Origin of the sequence: Amycolatopsis sp. NPDC051102, assembly GCF_040682815.1 — a bacterium.
Taxonomy (GTDB): Bacteria; Actinomycetota; Actinomycetes; order Mycobacteriales; family Pseudonocardiaceae; genus Amycolatopsis.
In genome coordinates, this window is sequence record NZ_JBFBBT010000006.1 from 173941 (window position 1) to 194505 (window position 20565).

General features: G+C 71.1%; 19 protein-coding genes. 6 read left to right on the forward strand and 13 right to left on the reverse strand.

What is annotated here, in order from left to right:
* Positions 1–7: 7 nt before the first annotated feature.
* The 3 genes from AB0M93_RS19860 to AB0M93_RS19870 all read right to left on the reverse strand — a co-directional run bounded on the left by AB0M93_RS19860 (position 8) and on the right by AB0M93_RS19870 (position 1941).
* Positions 8–448, reverse strand: a complete 441-nt coding sequence (locus tag AB0M93_RS19860) for a Pycsar system effector family protein (RefSeq protein ID WP_364275430.1) — start codon at positions 446–448, stop codon at positions 8–10.
* Between the two features lie 129 nt (positions 449–577).
* Positions 578–1186 carry an alpha/beta family hydrolase gene (locus tag AB0M93_RS19865; protein WP_364275432.1) on the reverse strand — a complete coding sequence of 203 codons (609 nt, stop codon included), beginning with the start codon at positions 1184–1186 and terminating at the stop codon, positions 578–580.
* Positions 1183–1941 carry an SOS response-associated peptidase gene (locus AB0M93_RS19870; RefSeq protein ID WP_364275434.1) on the reverse strand — a complete coding sequence of 253 codons (759 nt, stop codon included), beginning with the start codon at positions 1939–1941 and terminating at the stop codon, positions 1183–1185. Before AB0M93_RS19870 ends, AB0M93_RS19865 begins: the two co-directional genes overlap by 4 nt.
* 106 nt (positions 1942–2047) lie before the next feature.
* On the opposite strand from AB0M93_RS19870, the gene rsgA reads away from it, so the two are divergent.
* The 4 genes from rsgA to AB0M93_RS19890 all read left to right on the forward strand — a co-directional run bounded on the left by rsgA (position 2048) and on the right by AB0M93_RS19890 (position 5821).
* Positions 2048–3070: a ribosome small subunit-dependent GTPase A gene (gene rsgA, locus AB0M93_RS19875; protein WP_364275796.1), complete on the forward strand. Its 1023-nt coding sequence runs from the start codon at positions 2048–2050 to the stop codon at positions 3068–3070.
* Positions 3071–3171: 101 nt separating this feature from the next.
* Positions 3172–4068, forward strand: a complete 897-nt coding sequence (locus tag AB0M93_RS19880) for a hypothetical protein (protein WP_364275437.1) — start codon at positions 3172–3174, stop codon at positions 4066–4068.
* 70 nt (positions 4069–4138) lie between these two features.
* Positions 4139–4891, forward strand: coding sequence for a hypothetical protein (locus AB0M93_RS19885; RefSeq protein WP_364275439.1), 753 nt, complete (start codon positions 4139–4141; stop codon positions 4889–4891).
* 51 nt (positions 4892–4942) lie between these two features.
* Positions 4943–5821: an NAD(P)-dependent oxidoreductase gene (locus AB0M93_RS19890; RefSeq protein WP_364275441.1), complete on the forward strand. Its 879-nt coding sequence runs from the start codon at positions 4943–4945 to the stop codon at positions 5819–5821.
* A gap of 418 nt (positions 5822–6239) precedes the next feature.
* Here the strand turns inward: AB0M93_RS19890 and AB0M93_RS19895 are convergent, their stop codons facing one another.
* Both AB0M93_RS19895 and AB0M93_RS19900 read right to left on the reverse strand, forming a co-directional pair.
* Complete coding sequence (locus AB0M93_RS19895; protein ID WP_364275443.1) at positions 6240–6731, reverse strand: hypothetical protein; 492 nt, start codon at positions 6729–6731, stop codon at positions 6240–6242.
* A complete protein-coding gene (locus AB0M93_RS19900; protein WP_364275445.1) occupies positions 6728–8134 on the reverse strand; it encodes a wax ester/triacylglycerol synthase family O-acyltransferase in 1407 nt (468 codons plus the stop codon). Before AB0M93_RS19900 ends, AB0M93_RS19895 begins: the two co-directional genes overlap by 4 nt.
* A gap of 34 nt (positions 8135–8168) precedes the next feature.
* Here AB0M93_RS19900 and AB0M93_RS19905 point away from each other — a divergent pair, with 34 nt between their 5' ends.
* The gene (locus AB0M93_RS19905) at positions 8169–8930 is read left to right on the forward strand and encodes an RNA methyltransferase (protein WP_364275447.1); all 762 of its coding nucleotides are present in this window, start codon (positions 8169–8171) and stop codon (positions 8928–8930) included.
* A 3-nt stretch (positions 8931–8933) separates the two neighbouring features.
* Here the strand turns inward: AB0M93_RS19905 and AB0M93_RS19910 are convergent, their stop codons facing one another.
* On the reverse strand, positions 8934–9308 hold the full coding sequence (locus AB0M93_RS19910; protein WP_364275798.1) for an HAD-IA family hydrolase: 375 nt from the start codon (positions 9306–9308) through the stop codon (positions 8934–8936).
* A 211-nt stretch (positions 9309–9519) separates the two neighbouring features.
* On the opposite strand from AB0M93_RS19910, the gene AB0M93_RS19915 reads away from it, so the two are divergent.
* On the forward strand, positions 9520–9969 hold the full coding sequence (locus AB0M93_RS19915; RefSeq protein WP_364275449.1) for an Rv3235 family protein: 450 nt from the start codon (positions 9520–9522) through the stop codon (positions 9967–9969).
* 254 nt (positions 9970–10223) lie between these two features.
* On the opposite strand, the gene secA is transcribed toward AB0M93_RS19915, so the two are convergent.
* From secA to AB0M93_RS19950, 7 genes are all read right to left on the reverse strand, one after another.
* Positions 10224–13109 carry a preprotein translocase subunit SecA gene (gene secA / locus AB0M93_RS19920; RefSeq protein ID WP_364275451.1) on the reverse strand — a complete coding sequence of 962 codons (2886 nt, stop codon included), beginning with the start codon at positions 13107–13109 and terminating at the stop codon, positions 10224–10226.
* 297 nt (positions 13110–13406) lie between these two features.
* Complete coding sequence (gene raiA, locus AB0M93_RS19925) at positions 13407–14093, reverse strand: ribosome-associated translation inhibitor RaiA (protein WP_364275453.1); 687 nt, start codon at positions 14091–14093, stop codon at positions 13407–13409.
* A 1118-nt stretch (positions 14094–15211) separates the two neighbouring features.
* Positions 15212–15883, reverse strand: a complete 672-nt coding sequence (locus AB0M93_RS19930) for a ComF family protein (RefSeq protein ID WP_364275455.1) — start codon at positions 15881–15883, stop codon at positions 15212–15214.
* A gap of 66 nt (positions 15884–15949) precedes the next feature.
* Positions 15950–17626, reverse strand: coding sequence for an LpqB family beta-propeller domain-containing protein (locus tag AB0M93_RS19935; RefSeq protein ID WP_364275457.1), 1677 nt, complete (start codon positions 17624–17626; stop codon positions 15950–15952).
* Between the two features lie 29 nt (positions 17627–17655).
* Positions 17656–19377 carry an MtrAB system histidine kinase MtrB gene (mtrB, locus tag AB0M93_RS19940; RefSeq protein ID WP_364275459.1) on the reverse strand — a complete coding sequence of 574 codons (1722 nt, stop codon included), beginning with the start codon at positions 19375–19377 and terminating at the stop codon, positions 17656–17658.
* A 7-nt stretch (positions 19378–19384) separates the two neighbouring features.
* Complete coding sequence (mtrA, locus tag AB0M93_RS19945; protein WP_003085616.1) at positions 19385–20062, reverse strand: MtrAB system response regulator MtrA; 678 nt, start codon at positions 20060–20062, stop codon at positions 19385–19387.
* 179 nt (positions 20063–20241) lie between these two features.
* Positions 20242–20556 carry a bifunctional 3-phenylpropionate/cinnamic acid dioxygenase ferredoxin subunit gene (locus AB0M93_RS19950; RefSeq protein WP_364275461.1) on the reverse strand — a complete coding sequence of 105 codons (315 nt, stop codon included), beginning with the start codon at positions 20554–20556 and terminating at the stop codon, positions 20242–20244.
* Positions 20557–20565: the final 9 nt, after the last annotated feature.

The window sequence follows — 20565 nt, forward strand, 5'->3', positions numbered from 1 at the left end:
TGCGGGTTCAGGGCAGGAGCAACCCGAGCGCGCCGACCAGCATCGCCCCGGCCAGAAGCCGGATCGCCCCGGTCACGCAGCGGTACTTGCGGTCGGCCACCCGCGAGAGGGTCCAGATGTGCCGGGTGAGGTTGTCGGCCAGGCTGTCGGGCGTAGCAAGGATCTCCATGACGTTCGCCCGGTATTCGGCAGCCGACCGGAAGGCGGCGATGGTCCCGTAGTGACAGATCGAATCGATACCCAGCCGTTTCGCCCGCGGGATCACCGTCCAGATGGCCAAGAGCACACTGACGGAACCCAGTACGACGGCCCCGGACAACGCGACCAGAGCGAGCACGCCGGGTGCCGGTGACCCGCGCAGCCGGGAGGCCGCAACGGCCAGCACCGCGCCGTCGATGGCCAAGGTCGCCCCGGCCTTCGTGTCGGCGACGCGGATCCACTCGCTCACGATTTGCAGGGTCCGCCAGAGGTCATCGTGCGCGGTCCGCTCCGCATCGCTGTCCATAACGGGAACGTCGTTCGGCCGTCTCCGGAAATTCCGGCCGGACACCGGTAGCACCTGGCCGGACCAACGAGTTCAGGCCAACGGCCGCAGCACCCGCGACAGCCACTCCGTCGCCGCGCGCGACACCGACTCCAGGTCCGCCGACAGGTTGTGGTCCCCGTCCACCACGACCACCTCGTGGTGCGGTCCCGCGGCCGGCCGGCCGAACGGGTCCCGCGCGCCCTGGACCACCAGCACCGGCACCTCGACCGCGTCCAGCTCCGGCTGGCGCGTCTTCTCCGGCTTGCCCGGTGGGTGCTCCGGGAACGCCAGGCACAGCACCGCGACCGCCTGCCCGGCGGCAGCGGTCCGGCACGCCACCCGAGCCCCCGACGAGCGGCCGCCGAACACGAAGGGGAGGCCGTCGAAGCGCTCCGACAGGTCGTCCGCCACCGTCAGCCAGGCCGTGTCCAGCTGGTTCGCCGGGGCCGGTGCCCGGCGGCCCGCCACCCGGTACGGCTGCTCCACCAGTGCCACGTGCACGCCCGCCGCCTGGGCCGCGCGCGTCACCTCCACCAGGTCCTTCGCGCCGAGGCCGCCGCCCGCGCCGTGGCCGAGCATCAGCACCGCCTCGCCCTCCTCGGCGCAGTGCAGGTAGACCCGCGCCGGGCCGTAGGCGGTGTCGATCGGGATCGCCGTCATGACTTCGGCGCGTCGAACAGGGCGCCCTCGTGCGCCGGGTCGACCCGCTCCAGCAGCTCGGGCCCGTTGTTGCGGACGTTGTTCACTCGCGTCGAGATCGGCCGCAGCTCCAGCGACGCCACGATGTCGTCCGGCGTCGGGACCAGCAGGTCGGTGACGTCTTCGCGGTCCGGGTCCAGCCAGCCGTCCCAGTGCGAGCGGGGCACGATCAGCGGCATCCGGTGGTGGACGTCGGTGAGCTGCCCGGTCGCGTCCGTCGTGATGATCGAGAACGTGATCAGCGGCGACGCGTTGTCGTCGTCCTTCGGCCGCCAGCTCTCCCAGATCCCGCCGAACGCGATCGACGACCCGTCCGGCTCCGTCATGTAGAACGGCTCCTTCTCCTTACCGGTGCGGCGCCACTCGAACCAGCCGTCGGCCGGCACCAGGCAGCGGCGCGACACCAGCGCCCGGCGGAAGGCCGGCTTCTCGGCCGCCGTCTCCGCCCGGGTGTTGATCATCCGCGAGCCGACCGACGGGTCCTTGGCCCAGAACGGCACCAGGCCCCATTTCATCATCCGCAGCGAGCGCTCGGCGGGCTCGTCCTCGAGGACCTGGCCGTCTTCGTCACGCGGGTGCCGCTGCACGACCGTCACGACGTTCTTCGTCGGCGCCACGTTGTGGTCGGCGCGTGCGTGCCCCTCGGTGAGGTCGATCGCGTCGAACTCCTCGATCAGCTTCGCCGGGTCCTTCGTGGCGGCGTAGCGGCCGCACATGGCGCCTCCTCTTGCCGGGATGAGTCATCGTTACACGCTGGCCAGGGCCGTGGCGAGCGGCGTGGGATCATTCGGGTGGGCACCGGTGCACGAGAGGACGGCGGGTTTGGCGCGCAACGACTGGAGCAAGCTGGACGAGTCCGATGTCCGCGTGCGTCCGGGCAAGGGCAGCCGCCCCCGCAGCAAACGCCGTCCCGAGCACGCCGACGCCGTCACGGCGATGGTCATCGGCAAGGACCGCGGCCGCTGGACCTGCGCGATCGACGCCGATCCGGGCCGGGTGATCACGGCGATGCGGGCCCGCGAGATGGGCCGGACCCCGGTGGTCGTCGGCGACCGGGTCGGCATCGTCGGGGACGTCTCCGGCAAGCCCGACACCCTCGCGCGGATCGTCCGCGTCGACGACCGCACCAGCTCCCTGCTGCGCACGGCCGACGACACCGACCCGTTCGAACGCCTGGTCGTGGCCAACGCCGAGCGGCTGCTGATCGTCACCGCGCTGGCCGATCCACCGCCGCGCACCGGCTTCATCGACCGCTGCATCGTCGCCTGCTACGCGGGCGGCGTCGAGCCGGTCCTGTGCCTGACGAAGGCCGACCTGGCCAGCCCGGACGAGCTCCTGGCCGGCTACGCGGGCCTCGACATCCCGGCGATCGTGACCCGGTTCGACGAAGCACCCGAGGGCCTCGCCGAGATGCTGAAGGACCGCGTGACGGCGCTGGTCGGGCACTCCGGCGTCGGCAAGTCCACGCTGGTCAACCGCCTGGTGCCGGACGCCGAACTGGCCACCGGCGTGGTGAGCGCGGTCGGCAAGGGACGGCACACGTCCGTCGCGGCGGTCGCGCTGCCGCTGCCGGACGGCGGCTGGGTCATCGACACGCCCGGGGTGCGCTCGTTCGGGCTCGCCCACGTCACCGCGGACGACATCGTGGACGCCTTCGAGGAGTTCGCCGCCGCCGCCGAGGAGTGCCCGTCGGGCTGCGGGCACCTGGGCGCACCCGAGGACCCGGACTGCGCGCTCGACGACGTCGTCACCGAAGGCACGGCGAGCGCCGAGCGGCTCGCGTCGCTGCGGCGCCTGCTGGCCTCGCGCGGCGGCCACGATGTGACTCGCGCCACAGACGCCTGAGGCAACGGGGAACCGATCGGCGATCGTCACCGTCACATCGGTAACCAATCACCCGATCAGGCGATATGCCGAGCGGAAGATCCGACTCCGAGGGGAACTCAATGCGCAAGACCACCCTGGTCGCCGCGGGCGCTGCACTGGTGCTCACGCTGACCGCGTGCAGCGGCAACTCCGCCAACGGCACCGCCCAGCCGGCCGCCGCGGGCGGCCAGTCCCAGTCCGACGGCGGCAGCAAGGGCCTCGCGTCCCCGTTCACCGACGCGATCCAGCTGGCGTCGGCGTCGAAGCAGGGCACCGAGAAGTCCAAGTCGGCGAAGTTCTCCATGGAGGGCTCGGCCGCCGGCCAGTCGATCACCGCGACCGGCGCGATGGCGTTCGACGGCGCGGACACCAAGTTCTCCATGACGAGCACCGCGGCCGGGCAGACCACCGAGATGCGGATGGTCGACAAGGTCATGTACATCAAGCTGCCCGCCGAAGAGCGCAAGCAGATGGGCACCGACAAGGCGTGGGCCAAGATCTCGGCCGACGGCACGGACCCCGTCTCGCAGGCCCTCGGCGGCGCGCTGTCGCAGTCGGCGGAGCAGAGCGACCCGGGCAAGATGCTCGACCAGGTCTCCAAGACCGGCCGGATCATCTCGTCCGACCAGACCGAGCTGAACGGCGAGCAGGTCAACCACTACAAGGTGGAGCTCGACATCGCCAAGGCCGTCGATCAGTTCACCGGCCAGGTGCCGGCCGCGGCCCGCGAGAAGCTCACCGAGATGCTCAAGGGCAAGGACATCAAGATCCCGGCCGAGCTGTGGCTGAACAAGGACAACCTGCCGGTGCAGGTGACCATGGACCAGGCCCCGCTGATGCAGGCGCTGGGCGCGCCGGCGGGCGACGCGAAGTTCGCGATGAAGTACAGCGACTGGGGCACCCAGGTCGACGTGGCGGCCCCGCCGGCCGACCAGGTCGTCGACCTCGGCGAGCTGATGAAGAAGGCCGGTCGCTGACCGGACGACGTTGAGTAGCGGCGGCTCCCCCGAACGGGTTCGGGGGAGCCGCTGTGTTTTCGTTGTCGCCATGCGCAAAGCCGCCGTGGTGCTGCTGTTCGCCCTGCTCGCCGGCGCGTGTTCCGATCCGCCGCGCCCACCGGCGTTCGAGGACGCGCGGACACTGGCCGACGCCGCCACGGCGGCGACGAAAAGCGGCGGCTCGGCGAAGTTCGCCACGGACGTCGCCGTCGGCTCGGTCCGGTCGAAGGGCCACGGTCAGGCGCGCTTCGGCGCCGGCGACACGGCCCAGGTGATGACGACCGACTTCATCGGCGAGCCGATGGAGCTGCGGGCGGTGGCCGGGAAGCTGTACGCGAAGGTGCCGGAGGGCTCGCGCGACGAGGTCGGCGCGGGAAAGCCGTGGATCGTGGTGGCGGCGGACGGAACGGACCCGTTCTCCCAGGTTCTCGGCGGCAACCTCACCCAGCTGACCGCGCAGAACGACCCGGCCCACACGCTGGGCGAGATCCGGACGGCGGGCACGATCGTCGCCGCCGAGCACGGCCGGCTGGGCAACGTGCCGGCGGAGCACTACCGCGTCGACCTCGACCTGGCCCGCCTGGGCACCGACTTGCCCGCTGGCCTCCCTGCGGACGCGGCGGCCCGGGTGGGCGGCAAGTTCCCGGTGGAGCTGTGGCTCGACGACGCACACCGGCCGCTGCAGATCGTCCTCGACCTCTCACCGATCCTGCCGGGCTCCGAAGCGCGCATCACCACGCGTTATTCGGACTGGGGCACCCCGGTCGACGTCCAGCCGCCGCCCCCGGGCGAAGTGGGGTAGTCACGTTTCCGCCCGCTGTCTCGTCCGGTGGTCAACCGGAAGGAGACGAACATGCGGGTGCTGGTGATCGGGGCGACGGGTGTGCTGGGCGCGCCGGCGGTGGCGAAGCTGCTGGCCGCGGGACACGAGGTGAGCGGCCTGGCAAGGTCAGCCGAACGGGTACCGGCGGTGCAGGCAACGGGCGCGAAGCCGGTGACCGGCGACCTGTTCTCGGTCGATTCGCTGGTCACGGCGTTGCGCGGCCACGACGCGGTGGTGAACCTGGCGACGCGCATCCCCCGGAAGATGACGAGCAAGGCGGCGTGGGCGTTGAACGACCAGGTCCGCATCTCGGGGAGCGCGGCGCTGGCGGCGGCGGTCCGCCAGGTCGAAGAGGTCCGGACAGTGGTCCAGGAGGGCATCTCGTTCGTGTACGCCGACGGCGGCGCGGCCCTGCTGACGGAGGACGCTCCCCTGCGCCCGGGCGTGGTGACGGCCTCTTCGGTAACGGCGCACGAGAACGTGGCGGCCCTGACGGACCGGACGGTGATCCGCCTCCGGATCGGCATGCTGGTGGGCCCGGACCCGATGACGGCGGCCCTCCTGGCAGCAGCCCGCCGCGGAGCCCCGATGATCATGGGCGCCCGGAAGGACTGGACAACGGCCATCCACCCATCCGACGCGGCGGCAGCAGCAGCGGCGGCATTGAACGCACCGACGGGGGTCTACAACGTGGGGGCGCCGCCGGTGCGCAAGGGCGAACTGGGCGCGGCGATGGCGGCAGCGGCGGGGGTGCGCCGAGCGCGAGCGCTGCCGAAGTGGCTGGTCTCACGGATCCCGCTGGCGGAGCCGATGGGACGGTCACAGCGCGTCGATTCGACGAAGCTGACGGAGGCGACCGGGTGGCGGTGTGAACGGCCGGTGCCGGGACCGGAGTGGTTCACGGCCTGACGAGCCCCCCGGTCTTTGGCGGCGGCCCGGCCCCAGCCCAACAAAACAGAGTCCCCCGGCAGCACTGTTCACCGGCTTGGTGACTTGTGGCAGGGGCATCAGAGATTCGCTGAGCACGGTGGTCGCTGCGGACTGGCCGCACAGGTTGGCTCGATAGGCACGCTGCCGCTCGTCGAGCACTCGGGCGAACTCACCCGCCAAGTCCGGCTCCCGAGCTCTCGAAACGACTCGCCGGGACCGGAGTGGTTCACGGCCTGACGAGCCCCACGGTCTTTGGGGCGGCGGCCCAGCCCCCAGCCCAACCAGACAGTCCCCCGCCCATCCCGGGGGGCGTCCCCAAGTCCAGTCTACCGCCCACCCCCGACGGAAACCGCAGCTCAACCCCCGTTGTCCACAGGCAACCACCCCTGTGGACAACTCAGAGCAGCTCCAGCAAGAACGGCAGTTCCTGCGGCGCATACCAAGCCAGCTCGTGGTCCTCGGCGTCGCCCAACGTGAACTCCGCGTCCGGGTCGCCCAGGTCGGCCGCGTCGATCACCGCTGCTGCCGCCGCCACCGCGTCCGCCGCTTCCGGGGCGTCCACGTGGATCGCCGCCACCGCCGAGAGCGGGATCGGGCCGCCGATGCGGACCACCGGGGCGTCCAGGTCCGGGCGCAGCGTCACGCCTTCGACATCCGCCGAGATCACCACCCGGCGCGGCTCGCCCTTCTCCTCCGCCGCGATCAGGCGCAGCGATGCCCGGGCCGCGTCCAGCAGGGCCGCGTACTCCAGTTCCTCGTCCGAACCGCTCACGTACGCCTCGCGCAACGCCGGCGTCAGCGCGAACGCCGTGCCGCTGCGGGCGCGGAACTCCCCCGACGACTCGAGGTCGCGAAGCATCGCGATGGTCGCAGGCAGATAGACCCTCACCAGTGCGCACCCTTCAGCTCTTCCAGGGACTCTTCGATCATCCCGGCCACCAGATCCACGTCGAACGCGGCCTTGCGGTCGCCGTTGAGTCCGAAGTAGACGCCGCCGTGGTAGGACGTCACCCCGATCGCCAGCGCCTGCGTGCGCATCAACGGCATCACCGGGAACATCTCGACCAGTCTGGCCTCTCCCGCGTACATCGGCACCTGGGGGCCCGGTGAGTTGGTCACCATGACGTTGAAGATGCGCCCGGACAGCGACCCCGCCGCGCGTGCGCCGAGGGAGTGCAGGGTAGCCGGGGCGAACCCGCCGACCTTGAGCAGCCCGCGCGCGGCCACCGAGCGGCCCGAGTCCAGGTGCTCGGCCATCGCGTGGCCGATGTGCTGCAGCCGCAGGACCGGGTTCGGCTCGCCGACCGGCAGGTCCACCAGGTACGCCGCCACCTGGTTGCCGACCAGGGCCGGCGTCGAGAACTCCGCCGTCTCGGCGTCGCGCACCGCCAGCGGGACCAGCGCGCGGATCGTCGTGTTCGGCGTCAGCGGCTCCTCGCGGGACAGCAGCCATTCGCGCAGCGCGCCGGTGATGGCCGCGAGGACGACATCGTTGACCGTGCCGCCGTGCGCCGCGCGGATCTTGCGGAAGTCCTCCAGCCGGGTGCGCACCACCGCGAATACGCGGCCGCCCGACACCCGGACGTTCAGCGGCCCGGGCGGCGCCGGGCTCACCAGCGTCCGCAGCGTCGACGCCACGCCGCCGACCGTCTCGGCGAACTTGCCCGCCGCCGCGAACGCGTCGTTCGCTGCCGACCGGACGTTCTCCACCACCTCGCCCGGCCGCTGGACACCCTCGCTGATCGCGTCCATGACCAGCTGGGCGCGGCTCGGCTCGCGGCGCGGGGTCCAGATGTCCTCGAACGGCTCGGGCTCGGCCGGCGTCGCGTCGAGGATGAGCTGGCCGAGGTCGATCGTGCCGATACCGTCCACAACGGACTGGTGGGTCTTGGTCACCAGCGCCACCCGGTCGCCGGCCAGGCCCTCGATGAAGTACGCCTCCCAGAGCGGCCGCTCGGGCGCCAGCCGCCGCGACATCAGCCGCGCGACCAGGTCGAACAGCTGCTCGTCGCTGCCCGGCTGGGGCAGCGCCGAACGCCGGACGTGGTAGTTGAGGTCGAAGTCGACGTCGTCCACCCACACCGGGCGCGCCAGGTGGCCGGGCACCTCCAGCACCCGCTGCCGGTAGCGCGGCAGGTACGCCAGGCGCCCGCCGATGAGGTCGACCAGCTGCGCGTAGCCGAACCCCGACCGCGGCCGCTCGAAGATCGCCACCCCGCCGACGTGCATCGGCGTCGCGTGGTCCTCGACGTAGAGGAACGAGGCGTCCAGCGCGGAAAGGCGGTCGGGCATAAGCCGATCCTTTCATGATGCGAGACTGCGGGGTGTGGGTGATGAGTCGACAATCTCGCCGAAGGACCGCTTCTTGACCGTGTACGGCCGGAAGCCGGTGCTCGAGGCGCTGGCGGACGACGGCCTGCGGGTCGACAAGGTGATCCTCGCCGACACCGCCCGCGGCCCCGGCGCCACCGAAATCCAGCGCGCGGCGAAGGCCGCCGGCGTGCCGGTGCAGCGCGCCAGCGCCCACCGGGTCAAGGTGCTCGCCGGCAACGGCAAGCAGGACCAGGGCGTGCTCGCCGACGTCGTCGCGCCGCGAATGCGCGCGCTTTCCGCCGCGCTGGCCGACCGGCGGCCGCCGTCGCGGGTGCTGCTGCTGGACGGCATCACCACCCCGGCCAACGTCGGCATGATCCTGCGCACGGCGACCGCGGCCGGGCTGGAGGGCGTGGTCGTGCCCCGGCGCGGCGTCGCGGCGCTGGACCCGCTGGTCGTCAAGGCGTCGGCCGGGGTGGCGTTCCGCGCGCCGGTGCTGCGCTGCGGGTCGGCGCGGGAGGCCGCGGAACTCCTCACCGAAGCCGGTTACGGCGTCTACGCCCTGGGCGCGTCGGCGAAGACGACGGTGTTCGACGTCGACCTGCCGCAGCGCGCCGCGTTCGTCCTCGGCGGCGAGACGGCCGGAGTCGGGCCGGAGGTCGGCGAGCTCGTCACGGAGTGGCTGTCGATCCCGATGCCAGGCGACGCCGAGTCGCTGAACGTCTCGGCCGCCGCCGCGGTGCTGTCGTTCGAGCTGGTTCGCCGCGCGCGCTGACCCTCACCCGTCCGGGAACAGCATTGCAAGTTCCGCCAGTGTCTCGCCGACCGACCGGTGCTGCACCCCGACCATGCCCGCCTGGACGGCGCCGCGGATGTTCGTCGCGGAGTCGTCGACGAACGCGCAGCGCGCCGCGGGCAGGCCGAGCCGGTCGGCCGCGATCAGGTAGACCGCCGGGTCCGGTTTGGCCACGCCGACCTCGCCGGAAAACACCAGCGCGTCGAAATAGTCGAACATCGTGTTCTTGACCTCGTCCGACGCCCCGGGGGCGTTGGACAGCAGCGCGGTGCGGACGCCTCGCTCGCGCGCGGCCGCCAGGTAGTCGTAGAACCGGCCTGCGTCGGGATCGGTGAGAACTCCGGCGAAATCGACCAATAGCCCTTTCAGCACCCGGCACACCATAGCCGTGGCGGCAACGCGGTGTCTCGCAGTGCGCAACAAACGCCGGTCGACGTACCGCATCGGCCGCCCGCAATCCACAGCTTCGGCGGTTCTGGCCCGGATCGTGCGATTTCGGTGTCCTTTTCGGCCGGTCGCGCCTCTAAGCGGTGCAGACGACGAAATGCCGAGTCAGGGAGGGGAGGAAATGATCGAGGAACATCGGTTGCGGACACTGGCCGACTACGAGGTACCTCGTCGGACGGACGATCCGGGAGTCCCGCGGGAGCACCGCCGCGGCGGCCGGTGGCCGGCGCCGAGGCAGCTCGACGCGGGCGAGGTGGGCCACCTGCTGAACATGCTGCTGGAGACCTACGACGGCCGCCGCCCGGCGGCGCAGGTCCGGGCGCTGGTGGCGCCGGAGGTCTACGCCGGCCTCAGCGGGCCACGCCTGCCACGGCCACATCACCGGACGCAGACGGTCCACACGTGCACTCCGGCACCGGACGTGGTCGAGGCGTGCGCACGCGTGGAAGCGGACGGCCGGTCGTTCGCACTGGCGGCCCGCTTCACCCGCACGCCGACGGGCTGGCGATGCGAACGCTTCGCGCTGCTGAGGCCCCAGCAGCCGGGCAACCCGAGCCGGCGGGCGGCGTGAGGCAGGCCCGCAGTGCCCGCTCACCGCCGCGAGAAGAAACCGCGTCGCATCGTCCACATCGGTGCGACGCGGTTCCCGCCCGCGCCACCGTCCACATCGGCGCGGCTGCCACCTGCGGTCCAATCGGCAGAAGCGGCGGGTACGCGCCCGAACAGCATTTGACGCGAAATTTTTTCGATTTCGCCGTGGCAATCATGTCTCGCACACGAAAACGGGGCGCGCGGACCAGCCGCGCGCCCCATTTCGTACCCGTGTCAGCGACGCGGGCCTTTCTTGCCCTTCTTCGCGGCGTCACGCTGCGCGGCGCGACGGTCCCGGCGGGTACCGCCGGCGCCACCGCCCGCGGCCTGCGAGCCGCCCTCGGCGTGGGATTCGACTTCGCCGTCCTCGCCCGGGCCGGACAGCGTCACGCCCGACGGCTGACCGCCGCCGCCGAGACCCTTGCCGCGCAGCGCGGCAGGGACGGACTCGGTGTCGGTCGTCGGCGGCTGCGGCGGTGCCGGACGCGCGTGGCGGCCCTCCGCCGCCTGACCGTTGCCGGACGGGACGCCCGTGGGCAGCGCCGACGCGGCCTCGGCCGGCGGTGCTTCGGCGCGCTCGACCTGCAGGTTGAACAGGAAGCCGACGGCCTCCTCCTTCAGCGAGTCCAGCATCGCGCGGAACATGTCGAAGCCCTCGCGCTGGTACTCGATCAGCGGGTCGCGCTGCGCCAGCGCCCGCATGCCGATGCCCTGCTTGAGGTAGTCCATCTCGTACAGGTGCTCGCGCCACTTGCGGTCGAGGACCGTCAGCATCACCTGGTGCTCCAGGGTCCGCATGCCCTCCGGGCCGACCAGCGCGTTGATCTCCGCTTCGCGCTTGTCGTAGGCGTTGCGGGCGTCCTGCAGCAGCGCTTCGCGCAGGCCCTGGGCGTCGAGGTCGCCGTCCTCCACCAGGTCGTCCCACTCGATGCTGACCGGGTAGAGCTGCTTCAGCGCCGACCACAGCTTCTCGTGGTCCCAGTCCTCGGCGTAGCCGTTGGCCGTCGCGCCGTCCACATAGGCGTTGACGACGTCCTCGAGCATGCCCTCGATCTGGTCGCGCAGGTTCTCACCGGCGAGGACGCGGTGGCGCTCGGCGTAGATCACCTTGCGCTGCTCGTTCATGACCTCGTCGTACTTGAGGACGTCCTTGCGCTGCTCCATGTTGATCTGCTCGACCTGGGTCTGCGCGCTCTTGATGGCCTTGGAGACCATCTTGTGCTCGATCGGCACGTCGTCGGGCAGCCGCATGGTCGTCATCACGCGCTCGACCATCGTCGCGTTGAAGCGGCGCATGAGCTCGTCACCGAGCGAGAGGTAGAACCGGGACTCGCCCGGGTCGCCCTGGCGGCCGGAACGACCGCGGAGCTGGTTGTCGATGCGGCGCGACTCGTGCCGCTCGGTGCCCAGCACGTACAGGCCGCCCGCCTCGCGGACCTCCTCGGCCTCGGCCTTGGACTCCGCCTTGACCTGCTCCAGGACCTCGGGCCACGCGGCCTCGTACTCCTCGGAGTGCTCGACCGGGTCCAGGCCGCGCTCGCGCAACACCTGGTCGGCGATCAGGTCGGGGTTGCCGCCCAGCACGATGTCGGTACCGCGGCCGGCCATGTTCGTGGCGACCGTGACGGCGCCCTTCTGACCCGCGCGGGCGACGATCAGCGCCTCGCGGTCGTGGTGCTTCGCGTTCAGCACCTCGTGCGGGACGCTCAGCTTCACCAGCAGCTTCGACAGGTGCTCGGACTTCTCGACGCTCGTCGTGCCGACCAGGACCGGCTGGCCCTTCTCGTGCCGCTCGGCGATGTCCTCGGCGACGGCCTCGAACTTGGCCTGCTCGGTCTTGTAGATCAGGTCCGCCTGGTCCACGCGGACCATCGGCCGGTTCGTCGGGATCGGCACCACACCCAGCTTGTAGGTCTGGTGGAACTCCGCGGCCTCGGTCTCGGCCGTACCGGTCATGCCGGACAGCTTTTCGTAGAGGCGGAAGTAGTTCTGCAGCGTGATCGTCGCCAGCGTCTGGTTCTCGGCCTTGATCTCGACCTTTTCCTTGGCCTCGATCGCCTGGTGCATGCCCTCGTTGTAGCGGCGGCCGTGCAGGATGCGCCCGGTGAACTCGTCGACGATCATGACTTCGCCGTTGCGGACGATGTAGTCCTTGTCGCGGTGGAAGAGCTCCTGGACCTTCAGCGCGTTGTTCAGGTACCCGACCAGCGGGGTGTTCGCGGCCTCGTACAGGTTGTCGATGCCGAGCTGGTCCTCGACGAACCGGACACCCTTCTCGGTGACGGCGACGGTCCGCTTCCGCTGGTCGACCTCGTAGTGGTACTTCGAGTTGATCAGGTTCGTCTTCTCGACCCGTTCGCGCGACCCCATCGTGGTCGTGTCGATGCCCTGCATCAGCGGCGCGAGCCGGGCGAACTCGACGTACCAGCGCGACGACTGGTCGGCCGGGCCGGAGATGATCAGCGGCGTCCGGGCCTCGTCGATGAGGATCGAGTCCACCTCGTCGACGATGGCGTAGTTGTGCCCGCGCTGCACGCAGTCGTCGAGGCTCCACGCCATGTTGTCGCGCAGGTAGTCGAAGCCGAACTCGTTGTTCGTGCCGTAGGTGATGTCGGCGTTGTACTGCGAGCGCCGCACGTCCGGCTGCTGCTCCGAAAGGATGACGCCGACCTCGAGACCGAGGAAGCGGTGGATGCGGCCCATCCACTCCGAGTCACGCTTGGCCAGGTAGTCGTTCGTCGTGACGACGTGGACGCCCTTGCCGGGGATGGCGTTGAGGTAGGCGGGGAGGACGCAGGTGAGCGTCTTGCCCTCGCCGGTCTTCATCTCGGCGACCTGGCCGAGGTGCAGGGCCGCACCGCCCATCAGCTGGACGTCGAAGTGCCGCTGGCCCAGCACCCGCTTGGCGGCCTCCCGGGCGACCGCGAAGGCCTCCGGGAGCAGGTCGTCGAGGGATTCGCCGTCGCCGTTCCGCTTGCGGAACTCCTCGGTCTTGGCCCGCAGCTCGGCGTCGGTCAGGTCCTTGACGTCGTCTTCGAGGGTGTTGATGTGATCGGCGATGTTGCGCAGCCGCTTCACCATCTTGCCCTCACCCGCGCGGAGCAGGCGGTTCAGCACCATCCGGTCGACCTCACTAGCTGAATATGAGCGCGCCCAGGCCGGTCCCGGGCAGGTTCTCCCGCGGTGGCGGCCGTGTTCGGCGCCACCTTCCCACCCCCATCGTAGGGAACGGTGGCCGCCGTGTGCACACGCCGTACGTCCTGAGAACCTTATTCAGCCGTCGGCCGGCGCGAATGTCACGTAGGTGGACGGCCTGCGGTCCGTAGCGCCGGCCTGACCAGAATAAGGTTCTGACATGCGGAGGGCCCGCACGCGAGCGCGTGCGGACCCTCCGTCAGGACCTCCCTCGGGCTCGGCTCAGCCGAGCCGGATCACGCCGTAGTCGAAGCCTTTCCGCCGGTAGACCACGCTGGGCCGGCCCGCTTCGGAGTCGTTGAAGAGGTAGAAGTCGTGGCCGACCAGCTCCATCTCGTAGAGAGCCTGGTCCACCGTCATGGGTTCGGCGGTGTGCTGCTTCTCGCGAACGACGCGGCCGGGCTGGTGACCCAGGTCGTCGTCGGCCCAGCTCTGCTGCTGGGGCAGGTGGAATTCTTCGGCACTCGCGAAGCCGTTCGTCTGCGGCTCGGCTTCGGGTGCGTCCAACACCGCGGTACGCGCGGCGGGACTGGCTGCGGCCGGGGATCCACCACCCGGCAGTACCGAGGTCGCCTCGGCGACCGATTCCGGGCGGCTGCGCCCGTAGTGAACGCGCCTCCGGTCGTGTGTCCTCCGCAGCCGGTTTTCGAGCTTCGTGACTGCGGAATCGAGCGCCGCGTAGAAGTCGGCGGCACACGCTTCAGCGCGTACGGCCGGGCCTCGCCCCTTTCCGGTGATTTCGACGCGCTGGCAGCTCTTGGCCTGGCGCCGGTTGGGTTCGTGGAACAGTTCCACGTCGTACCGGATGACTTTCCTGTCGTAGCGCTCGAGGCGGGCCAGCTTTTCGCTGACAAGCGCCCGGTAGTGGTCGGGCACCTCCACGTTGCGGCCCTTAACGACGATGTCCATACACGACCTCCCTCGCTGAGATGACTGCGAGCTGTTGTGTTCACACACGGCGCCGGTATTGCGGGGACGTAAGCCCGGATCGCGGGCTGAGAAGGAACTCGGAACGGTTCACGACGTCTCGTGCCGGTGACCGAGCGCGGACTCAGCGCACCTCCGGCGCCAGGGACATGGGCTCGTCACCTCCCTGCCTGCGGGGATTGCTGATTGCGGAGCACGTTAGCTTCCTCACGCCCGTTACAACAGCCCCCGAGCCGGGGGATGTCAGGGGATGAGACTCCGTCACCCCGCGCAGTGATCGCGGGGCAGGCACCAGAAAACACCCGCTGGTCGGACGCGGCGCGGCAGCCGTGCTTTCACACGGACGGCGCACTGCTGTCTCCTCGTGGACGCCGAGGGTGACAGCCCCGTCTCCCGCAGCCGCCACTCCGGTGGAGTGGTGTGGCGGCCGAGTGATCGTGATCGGCACCCTCATGCCCGGACAACGGGCACCGGTCCGTTCGCGTTCCCGGCGGATGTCACTCGTCCAGGTGACGTGAGGTCACCCGGGCGCGCCGGGTGGCGGTGGATTGTGGGGTGGAGCTGGGCGGGGATGGGGTTTGGTGGGGTGGGGGCGGAACCGGTACCACGGTTTTCGGGTGGGTTTGTGGGGCGTGATTGGGCTGGGTGACCGGGCTTTGCACGCGCCGAGGCGGACGGCTGGGTGGGCTGGTTCGGCGGGCCTGGCGGAGGGCGCGCCGAGGCGAGCGGGGTAGCTCGAACGGGCCACGGCGAGGCAGCCGCAGCAGCTCACCTCCACCGGGCGGGCGCTTGTCCTGGCAGGACAGACCAGCCGCCGCGGACTGCGCTCGGCCGGACCGGATCCAGCCGGAGCACGGCTGCCCGAGCAGGGTCGGACCGCGCTCGGTCGGGCCGCGCGATGCGCGAGCCGGAACGAGCCAACCAGCCAAGGCAGGCCGCACCGCGGCTCGCCAAGGTGGTCGCCGCAGACTGCGCGGAGAAGGCCGCCCAGACCAAGCCGCCACCGACCCCATGATCAGCCGGCGTGCGCTTCTGGCGCCCAAGGGCCACAGTGGTGGGTATGCGTCCCTCCTCCCCCCGTCTCGGGAAGCTCGTCCGGTTCAGCCGGCTGCGAGCAGGGTCAGGACGGCGGAGACCGTAAAGCCCGCCGCCTCCAGGGCTCGGGTGCAGGCCGCCGCCGTGGCTCCTGTTGTCACCACGTCGTCCAGCACCACGATCGGCATCTCCGGTGGTGGGCGGCCCGCCTCGCGGAACCTCAGGCGGCCCGCGAGGTTCGCCATGCGCTGCTCGCGGCTCAGGCCGACCGCGTCGCGAACCCCTCCGGCCAGCTCCAACGCCGGGGCCACCGCCACCTCGATGCCCCGGGCCGCCAGGACGCGAGCCGCGGCCTTCGCCAGGCGCTCGACGTGGGGACCTCCTCGCACCCGCGCCGCCGACGCGCGGCTCGGCGCCGGGACCAGGCAGAATGCGGGAGCACGAGCCGAGGCAGCCACCGCACCCAGCGGCAGCTCGGCCAGCGCCGCCGCCAGCGCCCTGCCCAGTGACGGCGCCAGATCGCGGCGGCCTCGCTCCTTGTACGCGATCAGCAGCTTCCGGCCCACGCCGCGGTACCGGGCCAGTGCGAACACCCGCACCAGGCCCGCCGTCGGCGCGCGCACCACTTCCCTCGCCGCGCCCCAGACACCTTCGCACCGCGCACAACACGGCTCCCCGCGCGCTCCGCACGCAGCGCAGCGGCCGGGGATCAGGAGGTCGAGCAGTTTCTTCAGCACACGGACAGTGTCACGACCGGCACCGACAGTTTCGGTCGTCCTGACGTCACCCACACGAGCGAAAGATCAGCCCGGATAGAAGGGATCCGCGTCCTTCATCGTGTGGCTTTGCGGACGCCACACCTCGCCGAGCACCGAGGCCATCCACAGGCCGTTCGCGTCCGCCACCACGATCGGACGGCTGGGGGCCGCCGTCACGCCGTGGACCGTCGGGGTCAGGTTGCTGCTGTTGAACGCGTCCATGCGCTGGCCGTCCACCGTCACCCGGACCACCGGCTGGGACGGCGACTTCGTCACCGCCACCAGGCCGTCCTGGGCGACCCAGTCCACGTCGACGACGTCCTCGAGCTCGTGCCGCTGGAGCAGACGCGGCTCGCGCAGGGACACCGAGTCGCCGTTGACGACCACCGAAGCCACCCACAGCTGGCCCTTGATCACCGCCGCCACGCGGGCGCCGTCGCGGGAAAAGCGCAGCTCCGAGACGCCGCCCTGCTGGATCAGGTCCGCCGCGTTGACCTGCAGCGCCGTCCAGTGGCCGTTCGGGTCGAGCACCATCCGGCACACCGTCAGCTCGTCGACCACCGTCCACACCTCGCCGGTGGCCGGCCGCCACGTCGGGCGGGTCAGGGAACTGCCGCCGAGGGTGGTGAGGGCCAGGTCGTGGCCGAGGTCGCCGATCCGCAGCCGCACCCCGCCGTCCGCGCGCTCCACCACCGCCAGGCGCTTGCCGTCGATCGACTGGGCGGCGCTCACGACGTCGTACCCGCCGTTGCCCGCCGGGCCCGGCACCGGGGCGCCGTCGCCGAGGGACCGGACGCGGCCGCCCACCGTCATCAGGCCCAGCAGCTCCTGGCCGATCGACAGCGACGCGCCGTACGCGGGCAGCTCGTTCAGCCGCCAGTCCGGGTGGTTCGGCACGAGCGGGGCGCCGTCGGCGAGGATGCGGATCCGCGCCGACGTGACGTACTGCAGCGACAGCACGATCTGCGCGGCGATCAGGTTCCGGATGTCGTCCGGCACCCCGGTGAGCCCGGTCAGCGGCACCACCAGCGTCCCGTCGTCGAGGCTCTTGACGTTCGTGTCGATCTCGATGGGCTCGCCGAGGAGATTTTTCACCGCGCCGGCCAGGCTCGTCGACGGCCCGCTGACCAGCAGGTCCATCACGCGGCTCGGCAGCCCGGACTGCGGTTTCGCGACGACGTACCGCCGGTCGGGGACGAACGTGTTCGACGACTCCGAGTAGAAGCTCACCGGCACCGGCGTGTAGTTCTCGCTGAAGTCGGACTCGGTCGCGTACAGGTCCGGCGGCGGGTCGACGATCCGCCACTGGCCGTTCGCCTGCTTGCGGACCTTCACCTGGAGCAGTGCCGAGCTGTAGTCCGGCACGAACGCGCTGTTCTGGTCCAGCGTGCCGATGTCGACCCCGCGCACGGTGACGACCTGGGTGTTCGGGTCGGGCGGCGGGTTCGTGTCGTAGACCGTGCCGAAGGTGTCCTGGATGATCGTCAGGCTGCGGCTCGGCCGCCAGCTCGCCCGGCCCTGCTCGTCCAGGTAGGCGCGGGCGGCAGCGTTGTTCTGCCCCGGCTTGAGCGTCGCCCCGACGAACGCGCGGACGAGCGACAGCGGGTCGATGCCCGGCGGCGGCTCCGGCACCACGTCACCGGAGCTCTGCCCCTGACGCTCGCCCGGCACCACCTGGGGCTGCGATTCGAGCGGAACGTTCGCGCAGCCCGCGAGCAACATCAGACACAGAGCCAAGAGAAGAACGCGTTTCACTGACCGATTCCTTCACGTTCCGCGAAGATCGCTTCGGGCGCCGGCGTGACGTCGATGATCCCGAGCGGCACCTCGGCCGCGAAGCGGTCCGGCGGCGGCAGGGCCAGCGGCGAGTCGCCGACAGGCACGTCTTGGCTGCGCGGCAGCAGCAGCCGGAAGCAGGCGCCGTGGCCGGGCTCGCCCCACGCGTCGAGCTCGCCGCCGTGCAGGCGCGCGTCCTCCTGGCTGATCGCCAGGCCGAGCCCGGTGCCGCCGGTGCGGCGGTTGCGCGACGGGTCGGCGCGCCAGAACCGGTTGAACACCAGGTCCGCCTCGCCCGGCCGCAGGCCGACACCGTGGTCCCGGACCGTGATCGCGACGGCCGTTTCGTCCGCCCCGACGGTCAGCACCACCGGCTTGCCCTCACTGTGGTCGACGGCGTTGGCCAGCAGGTTGCGCAGGATCCGCTCGACGCGCCGGGCGTCGACCTCGGCGATCACCTCGTCCTCGGGCAGCACCAGCTCGACCGAGCTGCCTGCGTTGCCGGCGATCACCCGGACCTGCTCGACCGCGCGGGTGGCGATCGGGCGGACGTCGATGAACTCCGCGGACAGCTCCTCGACGCCGGCGTCGAGCCTGCTGATCTCCAGCAGGTCGCCGAGCAGCGCTTCGAACCGGTCGAGCTCGTCGACCAGCAGCTCGGTCGAGCGCGCGAGGCCGGCCGGGAACTGCTCGCGGGACGCGTGCAGCACGTCCGCGGCCATCCGGACGGTGGTCAGCGGGGTGCGCAGCTCGTGCGAGACGTCGGAGGTGAACCGGCGCTGCAGCCCGCCGAACTCCTCGAGCTGGCGGATCTGGCGCTGGATGCTGGCGGCCATCTCGTTGTAGGACACCGCGAGCTTCGCCAGGTCGTCCTCGCCGAGCACGGCGAGCCGCTGGTCGAGGTCTCCCCCGGCGAACTGCTCGGCCGCCGCCGCGGCCTGGCGGACCGGCCGCACCACCTGCCGCGTCACCAGGTTCGTGATGCCGGCCAGCAGGAGCAGCAGCACCAGGCCGCCGACCAGCAGCGTGTTCTGCACGGTCGAGACGGTGTTCTGCTCGGTCGTCAGCGGGAACAGCAGGTACAGCTGCAGCGGGCTGGCCACGGTGTTCAGCGGCGTACCGACGATCAGGTACGTCGTGCGGGCGCCGCCGGGGTCGGTGACCGTGTGCTCGAGCCAGCTCGTCTGGTCGGCTTCGACGAACTGGCGCAGCCGCGGCGGCACGTTCTGGAACGGGCCGGCCGACGACGGATCGCCGGACTGGTTGCGGCCACCGCTGGCGAGCACCGGGACGAACGTGCCCGCCGCCGAACCGGCCGCGTCGTGGCTGGCCGGGGTGATCGCGATCTTCTTCAGCGCGTTCTCGAGCCGGTTCGTCAGCGCCTCGTCGTTCTCCGAGCCGAGGCCGACCAGCTCACCGGCCGCGGTGTCCGCGGCCGCGCGGGTCTGCGCGATCGCGGCGTCGCGCTTGGTGTCGAGCAGCCGTTCGGTGATCTGGTTCTGCAGCACCATGCCCAGCACGAAGACCACGGCCGAGGACAGCGCCAGCGTCGACACCGTCACGCGGAACTGCAGCGAGTGCTTCCACAGCTCGTTGAAGGCGACGGCCCGGCGGCGCGCGAAAACGACGACACGCCGCACCAGGCGTGCCGTCGAACGCGCGATCGCGGGGAGCCGTCTTCCGGTCGCGGAAGTCATCGACTCATCACGGCGGGCCGGCCTTGTACCCGACACCGCGAACGGTCAACACCACCTCGGGGTGTTCCGGGTCCTTCTCCACCTTGGACCGCAGCCGCTGGACGTGCACGTTCACCAGCCGCGTGTCGGCCGCGTGGCGGTAGCCCCACACCTGCTCGAGCAGCACCTCGCGAGTGAACACCTGGCGCGGCTTGCGCGCCAGCGCCACCAGCAGGTCGAACTCCAGCGGGGTCAGCGGAATGGCCTTGCCCTCGCGGGTGACCTCGTGGCCCGGCACGTCGATCGCCAGGTCGCCGATGGTGAGCGACTCCGCCGGCTCGGCCTCGGTGCGGCGCATCCGGGCCCGGACCCGCGCGACCAGCTCCTTCGGCTTGAACGGCTTGACGACGTAGTCGTCCGCGCCGGACTCCAGGCCGAGGACGATGTCCACGGTGTCGCTCTTGGCGGTGAGCATGACGATCGGCACCCCGGACTCGCCGCGGATCGCCTTGCAGACGTCGATCCCGTTCATCCCGGGCAGCATCAGGTCGAGCAGGACGAGGTCGGGCTTCAGCTCACGCAGCGCGGGCAGCGCGCGCGAGCCGTCGGCGACCACCGCCGTGTCGAACCCCTCCCCACGGAGCACGATGGTGAGCATCTCCGCGAGGGCGGGGTCGTCGTCGACCACGAGAACACGTGCCTTCATGTCCACATATTCGCACTAGTTCCGGCGCCCGCACGCACGACCCGCGTGTTTGACCACCAGAAAGATCAAGATCGCGAACCCGTCCTGCTCCATCCGGGTGCCGGTGGACGGTCCGTGAAGGCCGCGCCGAGGGGCTTCGGAGTCCCTCGGCGCAGCCCTCACGGACCTGTGAGGAGAGTTCAGGGAACGGCCGGGACGGGCGCGTCGACGTAGACGACGCCGTCGGTCACGACCACGCGGTGGGTCCGCAGCGGCTTCTTCGCCGGCAGGCAGGTGGGCACGCCGGTGCGCAGGTCGAACTGCGAGGCGTGCAGCGGGCATTCGACGAAGCAGCCTTCGAGCCAGCCGTCGGCGAGGGAAGCGTCCTGGTGGGTGCAGGTGTCGTCGACGGCGAAGAAGCCGTCTTCGGTGTGGAACACCGCGATCGGGGCGGGGCCGTCGAGGCGGAGGGCCTCTCCCGCGGGCAGGTCGGCGACGGCGCAGGCTCGGATCATCAGGGCCTC

Bases quoted from the DNA above. Each gene is read 5' to 3' on its own strand.
- AB0M93_RS19865 (WP_364275432.1), bottom strand. From the start codon at position 1,186: ATGACGGCGATCCCGATCGACACCGCCTACGGCCCGGCGCGGGTCTAC.
- AB0M93_RS19870 (WP_364275434.1), bottom strand. From the start codon at position 1,941: ATGTGCGGCCGCTACGCCGCCACGAAGGACCCGGCGAAGCTGATCGAG.
- AB0M93_RS19880 (WP_364275437.1), top strand. From the start codon at position 3,172: ATGCGCAAGACCACCCTGGTCGCCGCGGGCGCTGCACTGGTGCTCACG.
- AB0M93_RS19885 (WP_364275439.1), top strand. From the start codon at position 4,139: ATGCGCAAAGCCGCCGTGGTGCTGCTGTTCGCCCTGCTCGCCGGCGCG.
- AB0M93_RS19890 (WP_364275441.1), top strand. From the start codon at position 4,943: ATGCGGGTGCTGGTGATCGGGGCGACGGGTGTGCTGGGCGCGCCGGCG.
- AB0M93_RS19900 (WP_364275445.1), bottom strand. From the start codon at position 8,134: ATGCCCGACCGCCTTTCCGCGCTGGACGCCTCGTTCCTCTACGTCGAG.
- AB0M93_RS19915 (WP_364275449.1), top strand. From the start codon at position 9,520: ATGATCGAGGAACATCGGTTGCGGACACTGGCCGACTACGAGGTACCT.
- secA (WP_364275451.1), bottom strand. From the start codon at position 13,109: ATGGTGCTGAACCGCCTGCTCCGCGCGGGTGAGGGCAAGATGGTGAAG.
- raiA (WP_364275453.1), bottom strand. From the start codon at position 14,093: ATGGACATCGTCGTTAAGGGCCGCAACGTGGAGGTGCCCGACCACTAC.
- AB0M93_RS19935 (WP_364275457.1), bottom strand. From the start codon at position 17,626: ATGTTGCTCGCGGGCTGCGCGAACGTTCCGCTCGAATCGCAGCCCCAG.
- mtrB (WP_364275459.1), bottom strand. From the start codon at position 19,377: ATGACTTCCGCGACCGGAAGACGGCTCCCCGCGATCGCGCGTTCGACG.
- mtrA (WP_003085616.1), bottom strand. From the start codon at position 20,062: ATGAAGGCACGTGTTCTCGTGGTCGACGACGACCCCGCCCTCGCGGAG.
- AB0M93_RS19950 (WP_364275461.1), bottom strand. From the start codon at position 20,556: ATGATCCGAGCCTGCGCCGTCGCCGACCTGCCCGCGGGAGAGGCCCTC.